The sequence below is a fragment of the Deltaproteobacteria bacterium genome (assembly GCA_016178705.1).
Lineage (GTDB): Bacteria > Desulfobacterota > Binatia > HRBIN30 > JACQVA1 > JACOST01.
Genome location: JACOST010000008.1, coordinates 83,347 through 96,351, shown reverse-complemented (window position 1 = coordinate 96,351; position 13,005 = coordinate 83,347). Strand labels below are relative to the sequence as shown.

The following is a 13,005-nucleotide window of genomic DNA, read 5'->3' as shown; positions in this document are numbered from 1 at the left end:
GACGGACGGAAGCCGAGTTGAATCATGGACAAGAGCGCGATCGGCCGTAGCGGGCAACCGGTAACGATGATTGTCGAGCTGGGCAAAGTGCGCGAGTTCGCGCGCGCGATCAAGGACGACAATCCCATCTACTTCGACAACGACTTCGCCAAGCGTGAGGCCGGCGGCATCATGGCCCCGCCGACGTTCATGATGACTCTGGGATTCTGGGACGACGGCCGCGGGCGGCCGAAGCTGGAGATGGATCTGCGCCGTGTGCTGCACGGGGAGCAGGAGTTCGAGTACCTGAAGCCAATCCACGTTGGCGACGTGCTCACCGCCGTCAGCAAGGTCGAAAACGTTTTCGAGAAAGCCGGCTCACGCGGCGGTACGATGAGTTTTGGGATTACCGCCACCGAGTACCGCAACCAGCAGGGTGAACTGGTGGCGATTAGCCGGTCAACGGTCATCGAGACCGGACAAGTGGTGAAGAAGGACTAGCCATGGGCGAGCGTACGAGACTGTACTTCGATGACGTGAAGGAAGGCGACGAGGTTCCTGCGTTCGTGGTGAAGAATCTTACCCGTACCGATCTGGTGCGCTACGCTGGAGCGTCGGGGGACTTCAATCCGATTCATCACGACCAGACGTTCGCCGAGGGCGCGAACCTACCCGGCGTCTTTGCGCATGGCATGCTCAACGCCGGCTTCGTCGGGAAGTGCGTCACCGACTATGTCGGTGTGCAGAACTTGCGGCAGTTCAAGGTGCGCTTCGCCACCCGCGTGTGGCCGGGCGACACGATCACCTGCAAGGGCACGGTCACCAAGAAGTACGACGCCGACGGCAGCCACTTGATTGAAGGCAACGTGCAGGCGATCAATCAGAAGGGCGAAGTTGCCATCCACGGCAGCTTCAAGGCGGCGCTGCCAATCCGTTAGTTGGCGGGCTCAGAGAACCCGGCGCGCGTACTCGTACACGCCCCAGCCGATTCGCCCGTCCCACTCGAAACGCGCCGGTCCAAATGTGATGCGCGCGTGCGCCCCGTCGCTCAGCGGACGGAGGATCGGCATGCGCGCCAGCGGATGAGCCACGATGGGGGCGCTTGCATCGCGGAGTGATAGATCAAACCGCCGGGGTGTGTAGGGATCGCTATCGTGGGCAATCGTCAGCTCGCCGGTGGGTTCGCGCTCCGTCAATGCGTTCGCGATCACCAGGCCGCGCAACGGCACGACGCCGTCGCTCGCGCGCAGATTGAAGGCGCGCTGATCGTCGAAGCTCGCGGCGAGGTGCGTGCGGGCGCCGTGCGATCCAGGGCCGCGCATCGCGATGCCGGGATCGCAGAAGCCGCGGGCGTTGATGACGTGGGAGCGATCGTGTACGCGCACCGTGCCGACGAAGTGACCGGCGCGCGCGCCGTGCTCGTTCGCAACCCCCGACGGGCGGTAGCGGAGATCGAGCTGAATCTCGGCGAGAACCGAAGCCGCGAGTGCGGCCTCGAGATCGAGATAGAGATCTGCATCGGCGAGGCGGGTCGCGTAGCCTTCGAAGTGGAGCGTCACGTCGTTGCCATCAATGGCATAGGTGAGGCCGCCCACTGACTCTCGTTCCCCTGACTCCTCGCCGGTGAAGAGCGCGATTTCCTTCCCGCCGAGAAACAAGAGCAAGCGCCCGGCGGTCGCGGCGCTGAATGGTGTGATGCTGGTGAACGCAGTGATGCCAGCCGCGGGATCGTGAAAGTGAAACCCGAGCGGTGCGACACCGCGCGCTCGATGGGAGCGCGGCGCCCAGTCGGTTGCGGTCGCCGGTGTCCCGCTGAATGCTGTGATTGCAGCGGCATGCAGTGCGCAGCGCAAGGATCCCGGCCAGCGTACGGGGATGCCGAGTTCGAGTTGAACTGAATTGAGTCGGCCGTCGCGCGCCCACTGCGCGAGCTGACGAAGGTGAATATTGGAACTGTCGGCAAAGCGCGTGGTGAAGGCCTGCAGCAGGTTGCTCCGGTGCGCTGCGGGGTAGCGCTCGCCGACCGATGTGCGGATGCCGGCAGTGGCAGTCGCGGTACGAAACGTGGCGATGCGCGTGCGCCAATAGTCCACGTCGACGCTCAGCGCTGCGTCGCCGAGAGCGTGCAAACCGTCGGGTTCCTCGATCCCGCCGACACCGAGATCGCACTTAGGCTGACACACGTTCCATCCGTGGATCAGTAAGACTTGCGCGCGCGCGTGGCGGGTGAGTATCGTCGCGAGTTCTTCGAGCAAGAGTTCGAGAAACCACGGCGCGCGCCGCGTGATCTGTCCGATGCGGTTGAGATCGAGATCGTTGCGGTCGCAACCGTGGTTGATGATTGCGGTGGCGTCGAGGGCGGCGGCGAGTTTCGCGGTGAGGTCGGCGGTGTGCAGGTCGTTGACCTTGCGTTCGCGCGGTGCCGCTGGATCTGTCAACGGCCGGCGTCCGCCGTGCGGCGCGATCAACACGAGGTCGGAGCGTCCGCGCTGCACGTGACACCAGGCCGGGAGAGGGGAACGCACAACACGCTTCTAGCGTCGCGCGCCGGAGCGGTCCAGCACGCGGTTGCGAAAAGGAGCCGTGCCCGCGGGCATTGTGAGTAGGTAGCGGTCTGCCAACACGTCGTTGCTGTATCCGGGATGGCTGAACGGTCGCGTCATGGGGCGGGCAGCCGGTTGGTCGCGGGCCAACTCGACATCGTGGTTTGTTGAATCGCATGTAGGGGGGATTCGTCGGTTGAACTCAGGTGTTTCCACGACACGCGGGGCTTTTCTTCTGTGGCAGTTTTGGGTAGACAGAAATCGCACCGAAGTGGATCGTCGGCCCTGAAGGGCCGCGGAATTTGAGGAGGAACGTATGCGAGCTGATCTACGACTGCAGGATCTGAAGGGGCGCGAAAAGGGCCTGAGCAAGCTGATGAACGTCAAGATCCCCGCCCATATTAGTGATGCCATTCAGAATGTCGCGAAGAATTTGGGTGCCTCCAAGACCGAGGTGGTGATTGCCCTGCTCAACGAGGGGCTCGACATCTCGAAGCACGCCTTGAAGGGCTGGAAGCCACCCAAAGACAATCAACCGCCGCCAAAGCGTGTGTGCGGAGTGAAGGGGTGCGGCAAGGCCTACGTGGCTAAGGGATACTGCGCCAATCACTACCAAGCGTCGCGTCGCGGCAAGCTTCAGGCGTGACCAGCTCGCTCGCGTTGGCGAGAGCGGACCGTGGTTGTCGCTCTCGCCAACGCTCGGCGTTCAGCTCACGCGTAGTGCGTGCGGCGCTTCACGATCAACTCGCGCTCCAGGCAGAAGATCTCGACCGGCTCAAAGGTGGCGCCGTCGCGCTTGTGCTTGTGGCCTCGTAAGGTCGTTGCCAACACGCCGAGGTCGGCGCGTCCTGGATACTCGCGCTTGGCGCGGATCTCGGTGCTGGCGAAAACTGTTTCGCCGGCGAATAGCGGGCCGGTGTGGCGGCCGGATGTATAGATCAGATCCGCCAGCGCGTTGTCGCCGACATCGGGACACGACAAGCCGAGGCACAGGTTGAACGGGATGCCGCCAAAGATGATGAGCTGCCCACCGAGAAATTTGCTGGGATTCTGATCGATCAAGTGTTGGTTGCAGTGGACCTGCGAGGTGTTGTCGAGCATCGCGGTCAATGCGATGTGCTCGGTGGTCATCGTCCGTCCGCGTGAGTGCTCGATGGTGTCACCGACGTTGAAGTCCTCGAAGTACGTGTCGGAACTGGCCAAGTGCGCCAGCTCGGCGTAGGCGCGAGCGCGGTCGTAGGGTGGGAGCCAGGGGGTCACTTCGACCGGCGGCGCCGCGATCGCCGCTTCGACAATCTCAGCGTCGGCCCGGCCCTTCCACACCTGTACCTTTCGCTCATAGGTGAGCACCACGAGACCGTCCTGGTTCTGACCCGTGGTTTGCACGTGGACGACGCCGAGTTCCTTGTCACGGCTCGACGGCTTCACTCCCAGCACGATCGAGTGCACTTCGATGGTGTCGCCGAGGTAGACCGGCGCACCGAAGCGCATGTTGATGTACTCCAGGTTGGCGCGCGCGTTTTCGGAAATATCCTCCACGCTTTGGCTGAAGACGACCGCCATCACCAGCCCGGGCGGCAACACCATGTCCTTGAACCCATAGCGCTGCGCGTAGCGGCGATTCTTACTCAGCGGATTGGTGGTCATGTCGAACGCCGTAAAGGCGTTGAGCAAACCTTCGCTCACCGTGCGTCCCACCTTGTGGCGAAACACGTGGCCAACCGTGAAGTCTTCGAGGAAGTTCCCTTTCTTCTTATGAACAACGGCCATAAACGAAATCTCCGCGGCAGGTGGCAAACGAGGATCGTGTGGCGCGGGATAATGACAAGCGCCCTCCGGACTGTCAACGTAAGGCCAGGCGTGCGATGCGACGCCGCACAACGAAGTGCCGGACCAGCAACGCGAGCATGAGCGAGTCGTTCACGACCATGAACGCATAGCCGTGGTAGGCGGGCTCCCAATACGATACCGGGGTCGGGAAGCGGTAGTCGCTGAGCGGATAGAAGATCGGATAGCCATCGCTCCGATGGGTGAGCATGTCGAGCACCACGTGCGACAGCCATCCCGCCCATAGCGGCCACCACGCCAGCCACAAGCGGCGCACTGCCACATAGCTCAGGGCGCCGACCACGAGGCAAGGGACGAAGGAGTGCAGTGCGCAGACCAACGGATGGTGCCACGCGCGATCCCACGCGCTGAGATCGAGCAGGCCGTTGACTCGCAGTTGCAGCGAGTAGTAACCGAGCAGGACGATGTATGGCAGATCCGGCAATACGCCGCCCCAGGCAAGCTTCCAGACCCATGGGCGGTTACGGAACAAATACCAGTTCCAGAAGAAATGACTGACGACCGTCACGGCGCCGCGACCGTAGAAACCGCGCGGCACGAAGTCAAAGCCGGGCGCGGGCTGGCCGGCATGAGCATGGCCCATGCTGCGGTGCTGGTTGACGCGCTCGAGCGGCTCAACCGCGAGCTGTCGCGCAGCATGCCGCCGCCGCGCGGCGCACCGTTCTCCGGCGTCGAGTACGCCCCGGGCGACTTCGCTCCGCTCGATGTGCTGTGCTCGCGCGGCATCTTTCGCAAATACGAACACACGCTGCAGATCGGTGCGGGGCTCGGCGGGCCGGCGCGCTGGTTGGCGACCCGGTTCGGTTGCACCGTCGTGGGCGTCGATCAGTCGGCGGCGTTGGTGTGGGCCGCCAGCCGGCTCACCGCGCGGGCACGACTGGTCCCGCAAGTCCGTTTTCTCGCAGGCGAGGGCGCTGCGCTGCCGTTGCGCGAGCGGGTGTTCACGCATGTGTGGGGCGGTGCGGCGCTGCAAGGGCTCGCCGATCCGCTCGCTGGTTTGCGCGAAGCGTGGCGCGTGTTGCGCCCGGGTGCGCACTTCGCCATTCGCCTGCGCTTGGCCGCGGTGCCAGGTGAGAACTTGGCGTGCTGGTCCGATCGCGTCGCGACCGTCGGATTTGTCGACGTTAGCACGGAGCGAGCGGCCCGGCCGCAAGCGAGCCAGGGCACGCAGATGGCGCGGCAGCGGCTCGATCGCTTGTTGCTGGAGAGCGGCGACGCCGAGCCGACGGCGCTGGTGAAGCAGTTGCGCGCAGCGCGCGCGGCCGCCGCGCGCGAAGAATCGACCACGATCATTTTCGCCCGCCGCCCGGCATAGCGCTGCCGCTGCGTGCGTCGTCGGATCGGCGACGCGGAGCGGTCGCACGGTTGCACCGAGGGCGGCTCAGCCGGTACAGTGCCTCCATGCTGTTGCTTCGCCGCGCTGGGGTGTACCTCATGGTCGCCGCCTTGAGTACGCTCGCGATGATGGCGTCGGCCGCGACGCTGAGCGAGCGCGTGCCGACCCCGCGCGCGAATGTCGCTCCGCGGATGCGGCTGCCCTGTGTCGAGATCGTGCAGCATGTGGACCACATGCGCAGCCGCCGCCCGACGCGACAAGTGGAAGTGGTCGACGTCGGCCGCGCGCTCAATCAAGATTTTCGCTGGGTCGAGCGCTGCATGCTGTTGTATGGGCGCCGTCCGTTGAAGCCGGCACCGGTTCACGAGGAGATTCGCGAGGAGGAGGATGCCCAGTGGGAAGACGGGGAAGCCGACGAGATCGGTCCCGAGCAAACCGGTGATGCGAAGGAGGACGAGCTGCACTTAGAGTCGCAGCGGCACCAGAAGGTGAAGCCGACACCGAGCCCGCCCGCACTTGGACCGGAAGAATAACAGCGATCGTCCTCGATTGTTGACTTGACGCTGCCCGCCCACTATCCACGCCCGCATGGCGCTGCTGGTCTTGCTGCGACACGGAGAGTCGCAATGGAATCTGGAGAACCGTTTCACCGGTTGGGTCGATGTGCCGCTGACCGAGAACGGGCGCGCGGAAGCACGACGCGCCGGCGAAAAGCTGCGCGCTGTTCGCTTCGATTGCGCGTACACCTCCGAGTTGCAGCGAGCCAACGAAACCCTCGCCATCGTGCTCGATGTCATCGGGCAGCGCGATCTCTCCATCGAACGTGATCAGGCGCTCAACGAACGCCACTACGGTGATTTGCAGGGCCTCAACAAGGCCGAGACTGCCAAGAAGTTCGGTGACGCGCAAGTTCACATCTGGCGGCGCAGCTACGATGTCGCACCGCCTGGCGGTGAGAGCCTGAAGGACACTGCCGCCCGCACCCTGCCATACTTCGATCGCAAGATCGTTCCCGATCTCACGGCGGGCAAGAACGTACTCGTCGCGGCGCATGGCAACAGCTTGCGCGCGATCGTGATGCAGCTCGATCAGCTCACGCGCGAACAGGTGTTGGAGCTGAACCTGGCCACCGGCGTGCCGGTGGTGTACGAATTCGATTCGCACATGCGCATCGTTTCCAAGCGAGTGCTCGGTGATTGATTGCCTCTGCGGGAATCGCTGCCTTGACCCTCTCTGGAGCGCGTGGTAGCTCCCACGCTCCCACATGGGCACGAGCCGTTAGCTCAGGTGGTAGAGCATCTGCCTTTTAAGCAGATGGTCGCTGGTTCGAGTCCAGCACGGCTCACTTCAACTGGTATCGAGGATCACCTCCCGATCGCGCGCTCCATCGTCCCCGTCGTCTAGCCTGGCCCAGGACACCGGCCTTTCACGTCGGCAACACGGGTTCAAATCCCGTCGGGGACGCTATATTCCACAAGGGTTTTTCGGCGGGAAACTGCAACCCCCCTCCGAAGGTTGCAGTTTTTGCAACACGTCGTCCGACTTTGGCGGCGACAGAGGAGCCGGACAGTAGTGCGAGCTGGTCGTCCACTCGACTCGCCAGGAACCGGCCGTAGTGCTGTTCGATCATCGCCACCGACGTGCCGCAGTACTCGGCGATGAACTTGAGATTGAGGCCTTTGGTCAGCGCCACGCTGATGAACGTGTGCTTCGTGGCGTAGAACTTCCGCGGCCGTACCTTGGTCGCGGTGAGCGCCCGGCGCCAATGGTCCTTTGGCCATTCGCGCTGCTCGATCGGCCCGCCGTTCTTCGCGTTTACGAACACGTAGCTGTCTTCGGTCGCGTGCAGTGGCCGGAGCACTCTCAGCGCATCGCGCACCTCCGGCAAGAGCCGGATCGTACGCTCGCTGTGCTGAGTCTTGGTTGCTGCCTCGCTGCCGAGGTATCGCGATAAGTGGATGGTTACGGTGCCGTGTCCCGTGTCGACGGCACCCCACCGAAGAGCAACTGCTTCGGAAGGGCGAGTCCCCGTGTGGAAGAGGAACAAAGCGAACGGGTAGTAGAACGGGTCCTTCTTGCGAAACCACCACAGGATCTTCTCGCGCTCTTCCTCGGTGAAGGGATCTGCCGGCCGCTTCGGCATGCGGGGCCAGATCAAACCTGTGAACGGATCACGGTCGATGAGCTGATCCACGATGCGCGCGTCGCGCAGCATCGCGCGGAATGACGCGTCCATGATGTTGCGCACCGACTTGAGCGCCAAACCGCGACCCACGAGTTTCTCTCGAAGCTGAAGCAGAAGCGGCGCGGTGACTTCCGTGAGCAACAGCTCACCGAACGCACGCCGACCTCCGTTGCCACCTTCGATTCCCACGGGCAGAACCGATCGCGTGATGTTCTGCCGATAGTCGCGCGTCAAGGCAGGCCGAACGAATGGCGGCTGCTGACGCTTGATCCACAGATCGAAGTATTCGCGGACAGTTGGAATGCTGTGAGTCCTCGCCGGTCCCGTTTCAACCGGCGAGAATTCGTGAGTGTGGTTGCCGCTCGGAAAGTAGTGCAGATAGCGCTCCGCGCTGAATCGGTGTGCCCGTATCTCTGCGCTGATCAGGTCTGCGAGGCGCTGCAGCTGACTGCGGTTCCTCGCATTGTCAGGCAATCCCGTGCCCTCCCAAAACCGGCGACGGTTCCAATGGACGCTCAACGCGAGCGTACCGTGCTGATTGGTTTTGACCCTACAGCCCATTCCTCTTGTCTCGTAGCGCCGGAATCAGGGAGAGGTCAACTCGGCATAGACTGCGTCTGGCGACATCGTTGCCGGGCGGCGAGGCTTCTCTGCCCTCCATCCATTCGACGATCCGTGACCATTTGAAACGAGGACCGATGCCTTCGGTGCGAAAGAAGTGGTAGCCGCATTTCAACACGCCCGCTGACATCAGATTTCGGACGCGCTTTGGGCTGAGGCGGAGGCGCGCCGCCGTCTCAGCGATGGACAGATACTCATCCCCGCCATCCAAAGAGCGGACTCCGCTGGACGCGTTCATCGTCGTTCTGAGCTAGCACGACACGACACATGAAGCGCGCACGCATCAGGAATTCAATTCCGCTCCGTCGCCGTGTCCTCTCTCACTATTATTCCTGACAGACTGTGGACGGCGAATTTTGACACGAGTACGTGCAGAGCCGTACTATGAAAGTGCATGCGGCTACCGCTCGCAGCAATACGCACGACATCTCCGGAGAACGCGGCGGAACGTTCTCCGATCCACCATGACCAAGACCATTGCCATCGCCAACCAGAAGGGCGGAGTCGGAAAGACTTCGCTGGCCATCAATGTGGCAGCCGCTCTCGCCGAACGCGGGCAACGGGTGCTTCTGATCGATCTCGATCATCAGTGCAACTCGACAGCCGGAGTCGGTGTCGATCCAACCGCGAACGGCAACTCCCGCACCGTCTACGATCTGTTTCTTGGATCGAAGCTTGAGACCGCCGAAGTGATCCATCCCACGAGCATCCAGAACCTCGATCTCATTCCGTCAAGCGAATACTTGGCGGCGGCGGAAATGCAGCTCCCACAGATGGTGGGGGCTGAGAAGCTGCTCCAAGAAGCGCTCTCGAAGGTCAGCGGCTATGACTACGTGTTGCTCGACTGCCCGCCGTCCCTTGGCCGCCTCACGCTCAATGCGCTCACGGCCGCTACCCACGTCATCATCCCCGTCGCGGTTACGGGCAAATGGCCGCTGCAAGGAACCCGGTTGCTCCAGGACACCATTCAACTGGTTCGCAAACGCTTGAACCCAAGCCTCGCCGTGCTGGGAGTCGTGTGCACGTTCTACGACGGCCGCACGGTTCTCAGCCGAGACATCTTGGCGGAGCTGGTCAAACAGTTCGGACCGTTGCTGTTCAAAACCGTCATCAAGCGATCCACGGCCGTGGGAGAATCGTCCGTCGCCGACGCCCCAGTGGTCCTGTACGCGCGGAATTCCGAGGTCGCCGCGGCGTACCGTGATCTAAGCGAGGAGATCGAACGGCGATGAAGAAATCCTTCGCTGGGAAATTTGATTCGTTTCCGATCGGCACGAGCAGGGCCGAGGCGATGAGCAACGCTCTCGGCATTGAGCGCACGCAATCGCTCACGACGCTGTCGATCGACAAGATACGACCGAATCCCAATCAACCGCGCCGGCACCGCTCGCCAGTCAAGTTCCGTGAGTTGGTGGAATCCATCCGCGCGCGCGGACTGCTGCAACCGATCCGTGTCCGTGAGATCAAGACGAATTCCGAATACGAAATCATCGCCGGCGAAGGTCGCTGGTTGGCCCACAAGGAACTCGGCATTCCCGACATCGCCGTGGTGATTGTGCGTGATCAAACACCGGAACAGGCGTACATCGATGCCCTCATCGAGAACATCGTGCGCGAAGACCTGAACCCGGTCGACCGTGCCGAAGCGCTCATCCAAGTTCGAATGAACCTGGGTTCACCAAGCTGGGACGAGTTGAGCAAGCATAACGCAATCGGTCTCACCAAGCGGCAGATTTTCAACCTGCTTGGTTTGAAGCAACTCCCCGAGGCCGTCCAAGAGGAGATTCGTTCCGGACTGCTGACCGAGAAGCACGGCCGGGCGCTCCGCAGGGTCCAAAGCACCCCCGAACTCTTCGAGCAGGCGCACACGCAAATGATTCGAGAGCACCTTACGGGTGAGGGCGCGCTCGACCTTGTGAAGACGTTGAAGACCGGCGTGTCCGAGCAACGACTGCAGGCGTTCAATGTGAACTATCGGACCGCCGACGAACTCATCATCGCGCTTGAGGCGAAGCTGGCGGAACTCCGACAAGCGCGGCAGTCGAAAAGGACGGAAGACATTGTTGCCACTTGAGCCATGGCCGCTTCACCCGAGCAACCGAGTCGCACCGTCGTCCTCAAGGATGCCAGTCTCCGCCAATTTGAGGGCGGCTTCACTTCGATTCCGAATCGTATTCTGGAGAACAACGATCTCTCGCTCGGTGCCCGAATGACCTATGCCATGCTCCTGAAATATGCCTGGCAGAAAGATTTCTGCTTCCCGGCGCAGCAACAGCTAGCGCGAGATCTCGGGATCACCGATCGTAGCGTACGCACATTCCTGGGGGAGCTGCGCGACCGCGCTCTCATCGACTGGAAGCAGCAGGGCCTCAATCGCCCGAACATCTACTACATCCTGAAACTTCCCGAACGAGTTCGCCGGAACGACGGCGGTCACTCCGGTCCGGAAGATTTTTCCGCTCCGGAACGGAACGACGATTCCGGACAAGAACGGAAGCAGGCTTCCGACAAAGAATACCCAATGAAGAATACTCAAAACGTTAATGACGTTGGTGAACGCAAACCATGGAGGGCGGCAGACGGGACCCCGCGCCTCACACGGGATCAGTTCGGCAAGGCAGAGTGGCTCGCCAAGACCATTTCAGAGACCATCGGTCAGCCGGAGAACTATCGCTCGTATTTCAAGATCGCGGCGACCGCTGTGCGAACCGGCCACGCGAGCGACACGGAACTCATCTTCCAAGCGCTCGGCGAAACCAAAGAACGGATGCACGACGGCAGTATCCGAGAAACCCCCAGCCAGTACTTTCACGGGGCCGTGAAGCGGCGGCGCAACCAGTCATCCGGTGCCGCAACCTCATTCGCTGCTCCTGAAAGTGTCGAAGGCGAGCGGGCGAGTATTCGTGCCGCGCGCGAGGCATTTCTCGCGCACACTTCGGTGCCTTCGGCGAACCAACGGACAAAGGAATAGGAACATGAACGACATCAGTGAACCTGGGTTCACAGAGAGGAGGGAATCAACGGAACCCCACCCCGGCGCAAATCGTCGGGAGGCTCTCCGCAGGGTGTCGGGTCACGTCAAAACGTGTCCCGACAGGTCATCCTTACAAAAGGCCGCGCAGTGCTTGCCCTTTTTCCAGGATGAACCCTGCTCCGCACCTCCCGACTGCAGCCAAAATGTCCGAGCCGTCGTTGGGCTCGGACACTCCGCTTCGATCCTGTCGATCGAAGCTCCGGGGTTTCGCGTTGCTCCACCCTTTTGTCTGCAGTCGGGAGCTGACGCCCCCGACGATTTGCGCCGGAACAGTGGTAGCCCCTCCATTCGCCTGCGGCGGAATCTACCCCCGTTCCGCTGTCCTTCGCTGCACTGCGGAACGCCCCCTTCAAAGGGGGCTCAGCGGCCAACTTTGAACGCGGTGCTCCCGGAGCTTCGGCGGCCAGAAGACGTGTAACCATGTCCCGGAAGACATCCCCATTCGCGTTCCAATCAAGAGACGTGAAGATCCTCAAGGCGATCTACGAGCATCGCTTCTTGACGCGCGCACTCATCCTGCCGCTCTTTGGCGTCACTGCCTCGGAAGAGGACACAAACCTTGATCGTCGCCTGCGGAAGCTCGCGGCAGGTGGTTACGTGCGCCGGCTGCCGCGGGAGAACCGCCGGAGCGAGTTTGTGTACGCACTCACCGGCGCCGGCGCCGAGATCCTGACCAAGCACCAACTGCCGCTTCCGTTCGCTGACTGGCCCGAGAAGAACCGCGACGTCAAAACACTCTTCATCGAACACACACTCATGGTGGCGCGCTGGTATGTCGCTGTGCTCGCCGGAGCGAAAGCACTGTCGTCTCTGACGATCGAGCACTACGAAAGAGAAAGCCGCCCTCGCGGGCAGTATGCCTTGCTGCGCAACTGGCGCGGCCTAGACGGACACCTCCGGAAGGTGAACCCCGACGCGTTCCTGATCCTCGCCGGTGCCGACGTTCATCCCAATGCCCACTTCCTCGAAGCCGATCGGTCAACCATGGACCACAACCGCATGGCCGAGAAGTTCGAAGATTACGCGGCAATGTACCGGGAGAAACGCCATCTTGAGTTTTTCGGCGTGCCGAGCTTTCGCGTGTGCGTGATCACCAAGACTGAAGAGCGCGCTTCGAACTTGCTGAACCTCTTACTCGATGGAACCGACATCCGGCCGGACGAACGCCGGCTCTTCTGGTTCACCACGGAGGAGACATACGGGGACTGTCCGTCGAACGTGTTCGCCACCGTATGGCGCAGCGCGGATGATCCGTATGCGCTTCGTGCACTTGTTGGAAGTCCGTTGCAACGGCGGCTTCCGTCTGAAAAAGCAAAGAGCCCTTCCGTGTTGGAGGGCAGCAGTGGACATCCCCAAGGAGCTACTGCCGATTAAAATTCCGGACCGGATCTTCACACATCGATCGATTTGGATCAAAGAGAGGGCTAACCTCTATGGCCTGGCACCCTGGCCAGTGGCG

Annotated in this window: 14 protein-coding genes, 2 tRNA genes and 1 pseudogene; 12 read left to right on the top strand and 5 right to left on the bottom strand. The window is 62.1% G+C overall.

The window, feature by feature from the left end; translation table 11 throughout:
• The first annotated feature begins 24 nt into the window (after window positions 1-24).
• Entirely contained in the window at window positions 25-480 is a 456-nt protein-coding gene (locus tag HYR72_03810; GenBank protein MBI1814079.1) for a MaoC family dehydratase N-terminal domain-containing protein, read from the top strand.
• 2 nt (window positions 481-482) lie between these two features.
• Window positions 483-917: a MaoC family dehydratase N-terminal domain-containing protein gene (locus tag HYR72_03805; GenBank protein MBI1814078.1), complete on the top strand. Its 435-nt coding sequence runs from the start codon at window positions 483-485 to the stop codon at window positions 915-917.
• 9 nt (window positions 918-926) lie between these two features.
• On the opposite strand, the gene HYR72_03800 is transcribed toward HYR72_03805, so the two are convergent.
• Window positions 927-2,504 (bottom strand): hypothetical protein, encoded by a 1,578-nt coding sequence (locus HYR72_03800; GenBank protein ID MBI1814077.1) that lies wholly within the window; start codon window positions 2,502-2,504, stop codon window positions 927-929.
• 334 nt (window positions 2,505-2,838) lie between these two features.
• On the opposite strand from HYR72_03800, the gene HYR72_03795 reads away from it, so the two are divergent.
• On the top strand, window positions 2,839-3,168 hold the full coding sequence (locus HYR72_03795; GenBank protein MBI1814076.1) for a hypothetical protein: 330 nt from the start codon (window positions 2,839-2,841) through the stop codon (window positions 3,166-3,168).
• Window positions 3,169-3,233: 65 nt separating this feature from the next.
• Here HYR72_03795 and HYR72_03790 read toward each other — a convergent pair whose 3' ends face one another.
• Together HYR72_03790 and HYR72_03785 are read right to left on the bottom strand one after the other, a co-directional pair.
• A complete protein-coding gene (locus HYR72_03790; protein ID MBI1814075.1) occupies window positions 3,234-4,292 on the bottom strand; it encodes a MaoC family dehydratase in 1,059 nt (352 codons plus the stop codon).
• 73 nt (window positions 4,293-4,365) lie between these two features.
• The gene (locus HYR72_03785; protein ID MBI1814074.1) at window positions 4,366-4,953 is read right to left on the bottom strand and encodes a metal-dependent hydrolase; all 588 of its coding nucleotides are present in this window, start codon (window positions 4,951-4,953) and stop codon (window positions 4,366-4,368) included.
• On the opposite strand from HYR72_03785, the gene HYR72_03780 reads away from it, so the two are divergent.
• From HYR72_03780 to HYR72_03760, 5 genes are all read left to right on the top strand, one after another.
• Complete coding sequence (locus HYR72_03780; protein ID MBI1814073.1) at window positions 4,939-5,685, top strand: class I SAM-dependent methyltransferase; 747 nt, start codon at window positions 4,939-4,941, stop codon at window positions 5,683-5,685. The genes HYR72_03785 and HYR72_03780 overlap by 15 nt on opposite strands.
• An 86-nt stretch (window positions 5,686-5,771) precedes the next feature.
• Window positions 5,772-6,239 (top strand): hypothetical protein, encoded by a 468-nt coding sequence (locus HYR72_03775; GenBank protein MBI1814072.1) that lies wholly within the window; start codon window positions 5,772-5,774, stop codon window positions 6,237-6,239.
• Window positions 6,240-6,294: 55 nt separating this feature from the next.
• Window positions 6,295-6,906, top strand: coding sequence for a 2,3-bisphosphoglycerate-dependent phosphoglycerate mutase (locus HYR72_03770; protein ID MBI1814071.1), 612 nt, complete (start codon window positions 6,295-6,297; stop codon window positions 6,904-6,906).
• 72 nt (window positions 6,907-6,978) lie between these two features.
• Window positions 6,979-7,051 (top strand) — tRNA-Lys (locus tag HYR72_03765).
• Window positions 7,052-7,095: 44 nt separating this feature from the next.
• A tRNA-Glu gene (locus HYR72_03760) sits at window positions 7,096-7,170 on the top strand.
• Here the strand turns inward: HYR72_03760 and HYR72_03755 are convergent.
• Both HYR72_03755 and HYR72_03750 read right to left on the bottom strand, forming a co-directional pair.
• Window positions 7,133-7,942: a site-specific integrase gene (locus HYR72_03755; protein ID MBI1814070.1), complete on the bottom strand. Its 810-nt coding sequence runs from the start codon at window positions 7,940-7,942 to the stop codon at window positions 7,133-7,135. The two genes, HYR72_03760 and HYR72_03755, sit on opposite strands and share 38 nt — an antisense overlap.
• A 309-nt stretch (window positions 7,943-8,251) precedes the next feature.
• Window positions 8,252-8,452 (bottom strand): annotated as a pseudogene (locus tag HYR72_03750) (DUF3596 domain-containing protein).
• A 524-nt stretch (window positions 8,453-8,976) separates the two neighbouring features.
• Between HYR72_03750 and HYR72_03745 the strand changes: the two are divergent.
• From HYR72_03745 to HYR72_03730, 4 genes are all read left to right on the top strand, one after another.
• On the top strand, window positions 8,977-9,744 hold the full coding sequence (locus HYR72_03745) for a ParA family protein (protein ID MBI1814069.1): 768 nt from the start codon (window positions 8,977-8,979) through the stop codon (window positions 9,742-9,744).
• Window positions 9,741-10,586, top strand: coding sequence for a ParB/RepB/Spo0J family partition protein (locus tag HYR72_03740; protein MBI1814068.1), 846 nt, complete (start codon window positions 9,741-9,743; stop codon window positions 10,584-10,586). Before HYR72_03745 ends, HYR72_03740 begins: the two co-directional genes overlap by 4 nt.
• Before the next feature lie 3 nt (window positions 10,587-10,589).
• The gene (locus tag HYR72_03735) at window positions 10,590-11,483 is read left to right on the top strand and encodes a helix-turn-helix domain-containing protein (protein ID MBI1814067.1); all 894 of its coding nucleotides are present in this window, start codon (window positions 10,590-10,592) and stop codon (window positions 11,481-11,483) included.
• Between the two features lie 525 nt (window positions 11,484-12,008).
• Window positions 12,009-12,920 carry a replication-relaxation family protein gene (locus HYR72_03730; protein MBI1814066.1) on the top strand — a complete coding sequence of 304 codons (912 nt, stop codon included), beginning with the start codon at window positions 12,009-12,011 and terminating at the stop codon, window positions 12,918-12,920.
• The last annotated feature ends 85 nt before the right edge of the window (window positions 12,921-13,005 follow it).

Coding starts and splice junctions, on each gene's coding strand:
- HYR72_03810 (MBI1814079.1), top strand. CDS start 25: ATGGACAAGAGCGCGATCGGCCGTAGCGGGCAACCGGTAACGATGATT.
- HYR72_03755 (MBI1814070.1), bottom strand. CDS start 7,942: ATGGACGCGTCATTCCGCGCGATGCTGCGCGACGCGCGCATCGTGGAT.
- HYR72_03735 (MBI1814067.1), top strand. CDS start 10,590: ATGGCCGCTTCACCCGAGCAACCGAGTCGCACCGTCGTCCTCAAGGAT.
- HYR72_03745 (MBI1814069.1), top strand. CDS start 8,977: ATGACCAAGACCATTGCCATCGCCAACCAGAAGGGCGGAGTCGGAAAG.
- HYR72_03790 (MBI1814075.1), bottom strand. CDS start 4,292: ATGGCCGTTGTTCATAAGAAGAAAGGGAACTTCCTCGAAGACTTCACG.
- HYR72_03740 (MBI1814068.1), top strand. CDS start 9,741: ATGAAGAAATCCTTCGCTGGGAAATTTGATTCGTTTCCGATCGGCACG.
- HYR72_03770 (MBI1814071.1), top strand. CDS start 6,295: ATGGCGCTGCTGGTCTTGCTGCGACACGGAGAGTCGCAATGGAATCTG.
- HYR72_03805 (MBI1814078.1), top strand. CDS start 483: ATGGGCGAGCGTACGAGACTGTACTTCGATGACGTGAAGGAAGGCGAC.
- HYR72_03775 (MBI1814072.1), top strand. CDS start 5,772: ATGCTGTTGCTTCGCCGCGCTGGGGTGTACCTCATGGTCGCCGCCTTG.
- HYR72_03780 (MBI1814073.1), top strand. CDS start 4,939: ATGAGCATGGCCCATGCTGCGGTGCTGGTTGACGCGCTCGAGCGGCTC.
- HYR72_03795 (MBI1814076.1), top strand. CDS start 2,839: ATGCGAGCTGATCTACGACTGCAGGATCTGAAGGGGCGCGAAAAGGGC.
- HYR72_03785 (MBI1814074.1), bottom strand. CDS start 4,953: ATGGGCCATGCTCATGCCGGCCAGCCCGCGCCCGGCTTTGACTTCGTG.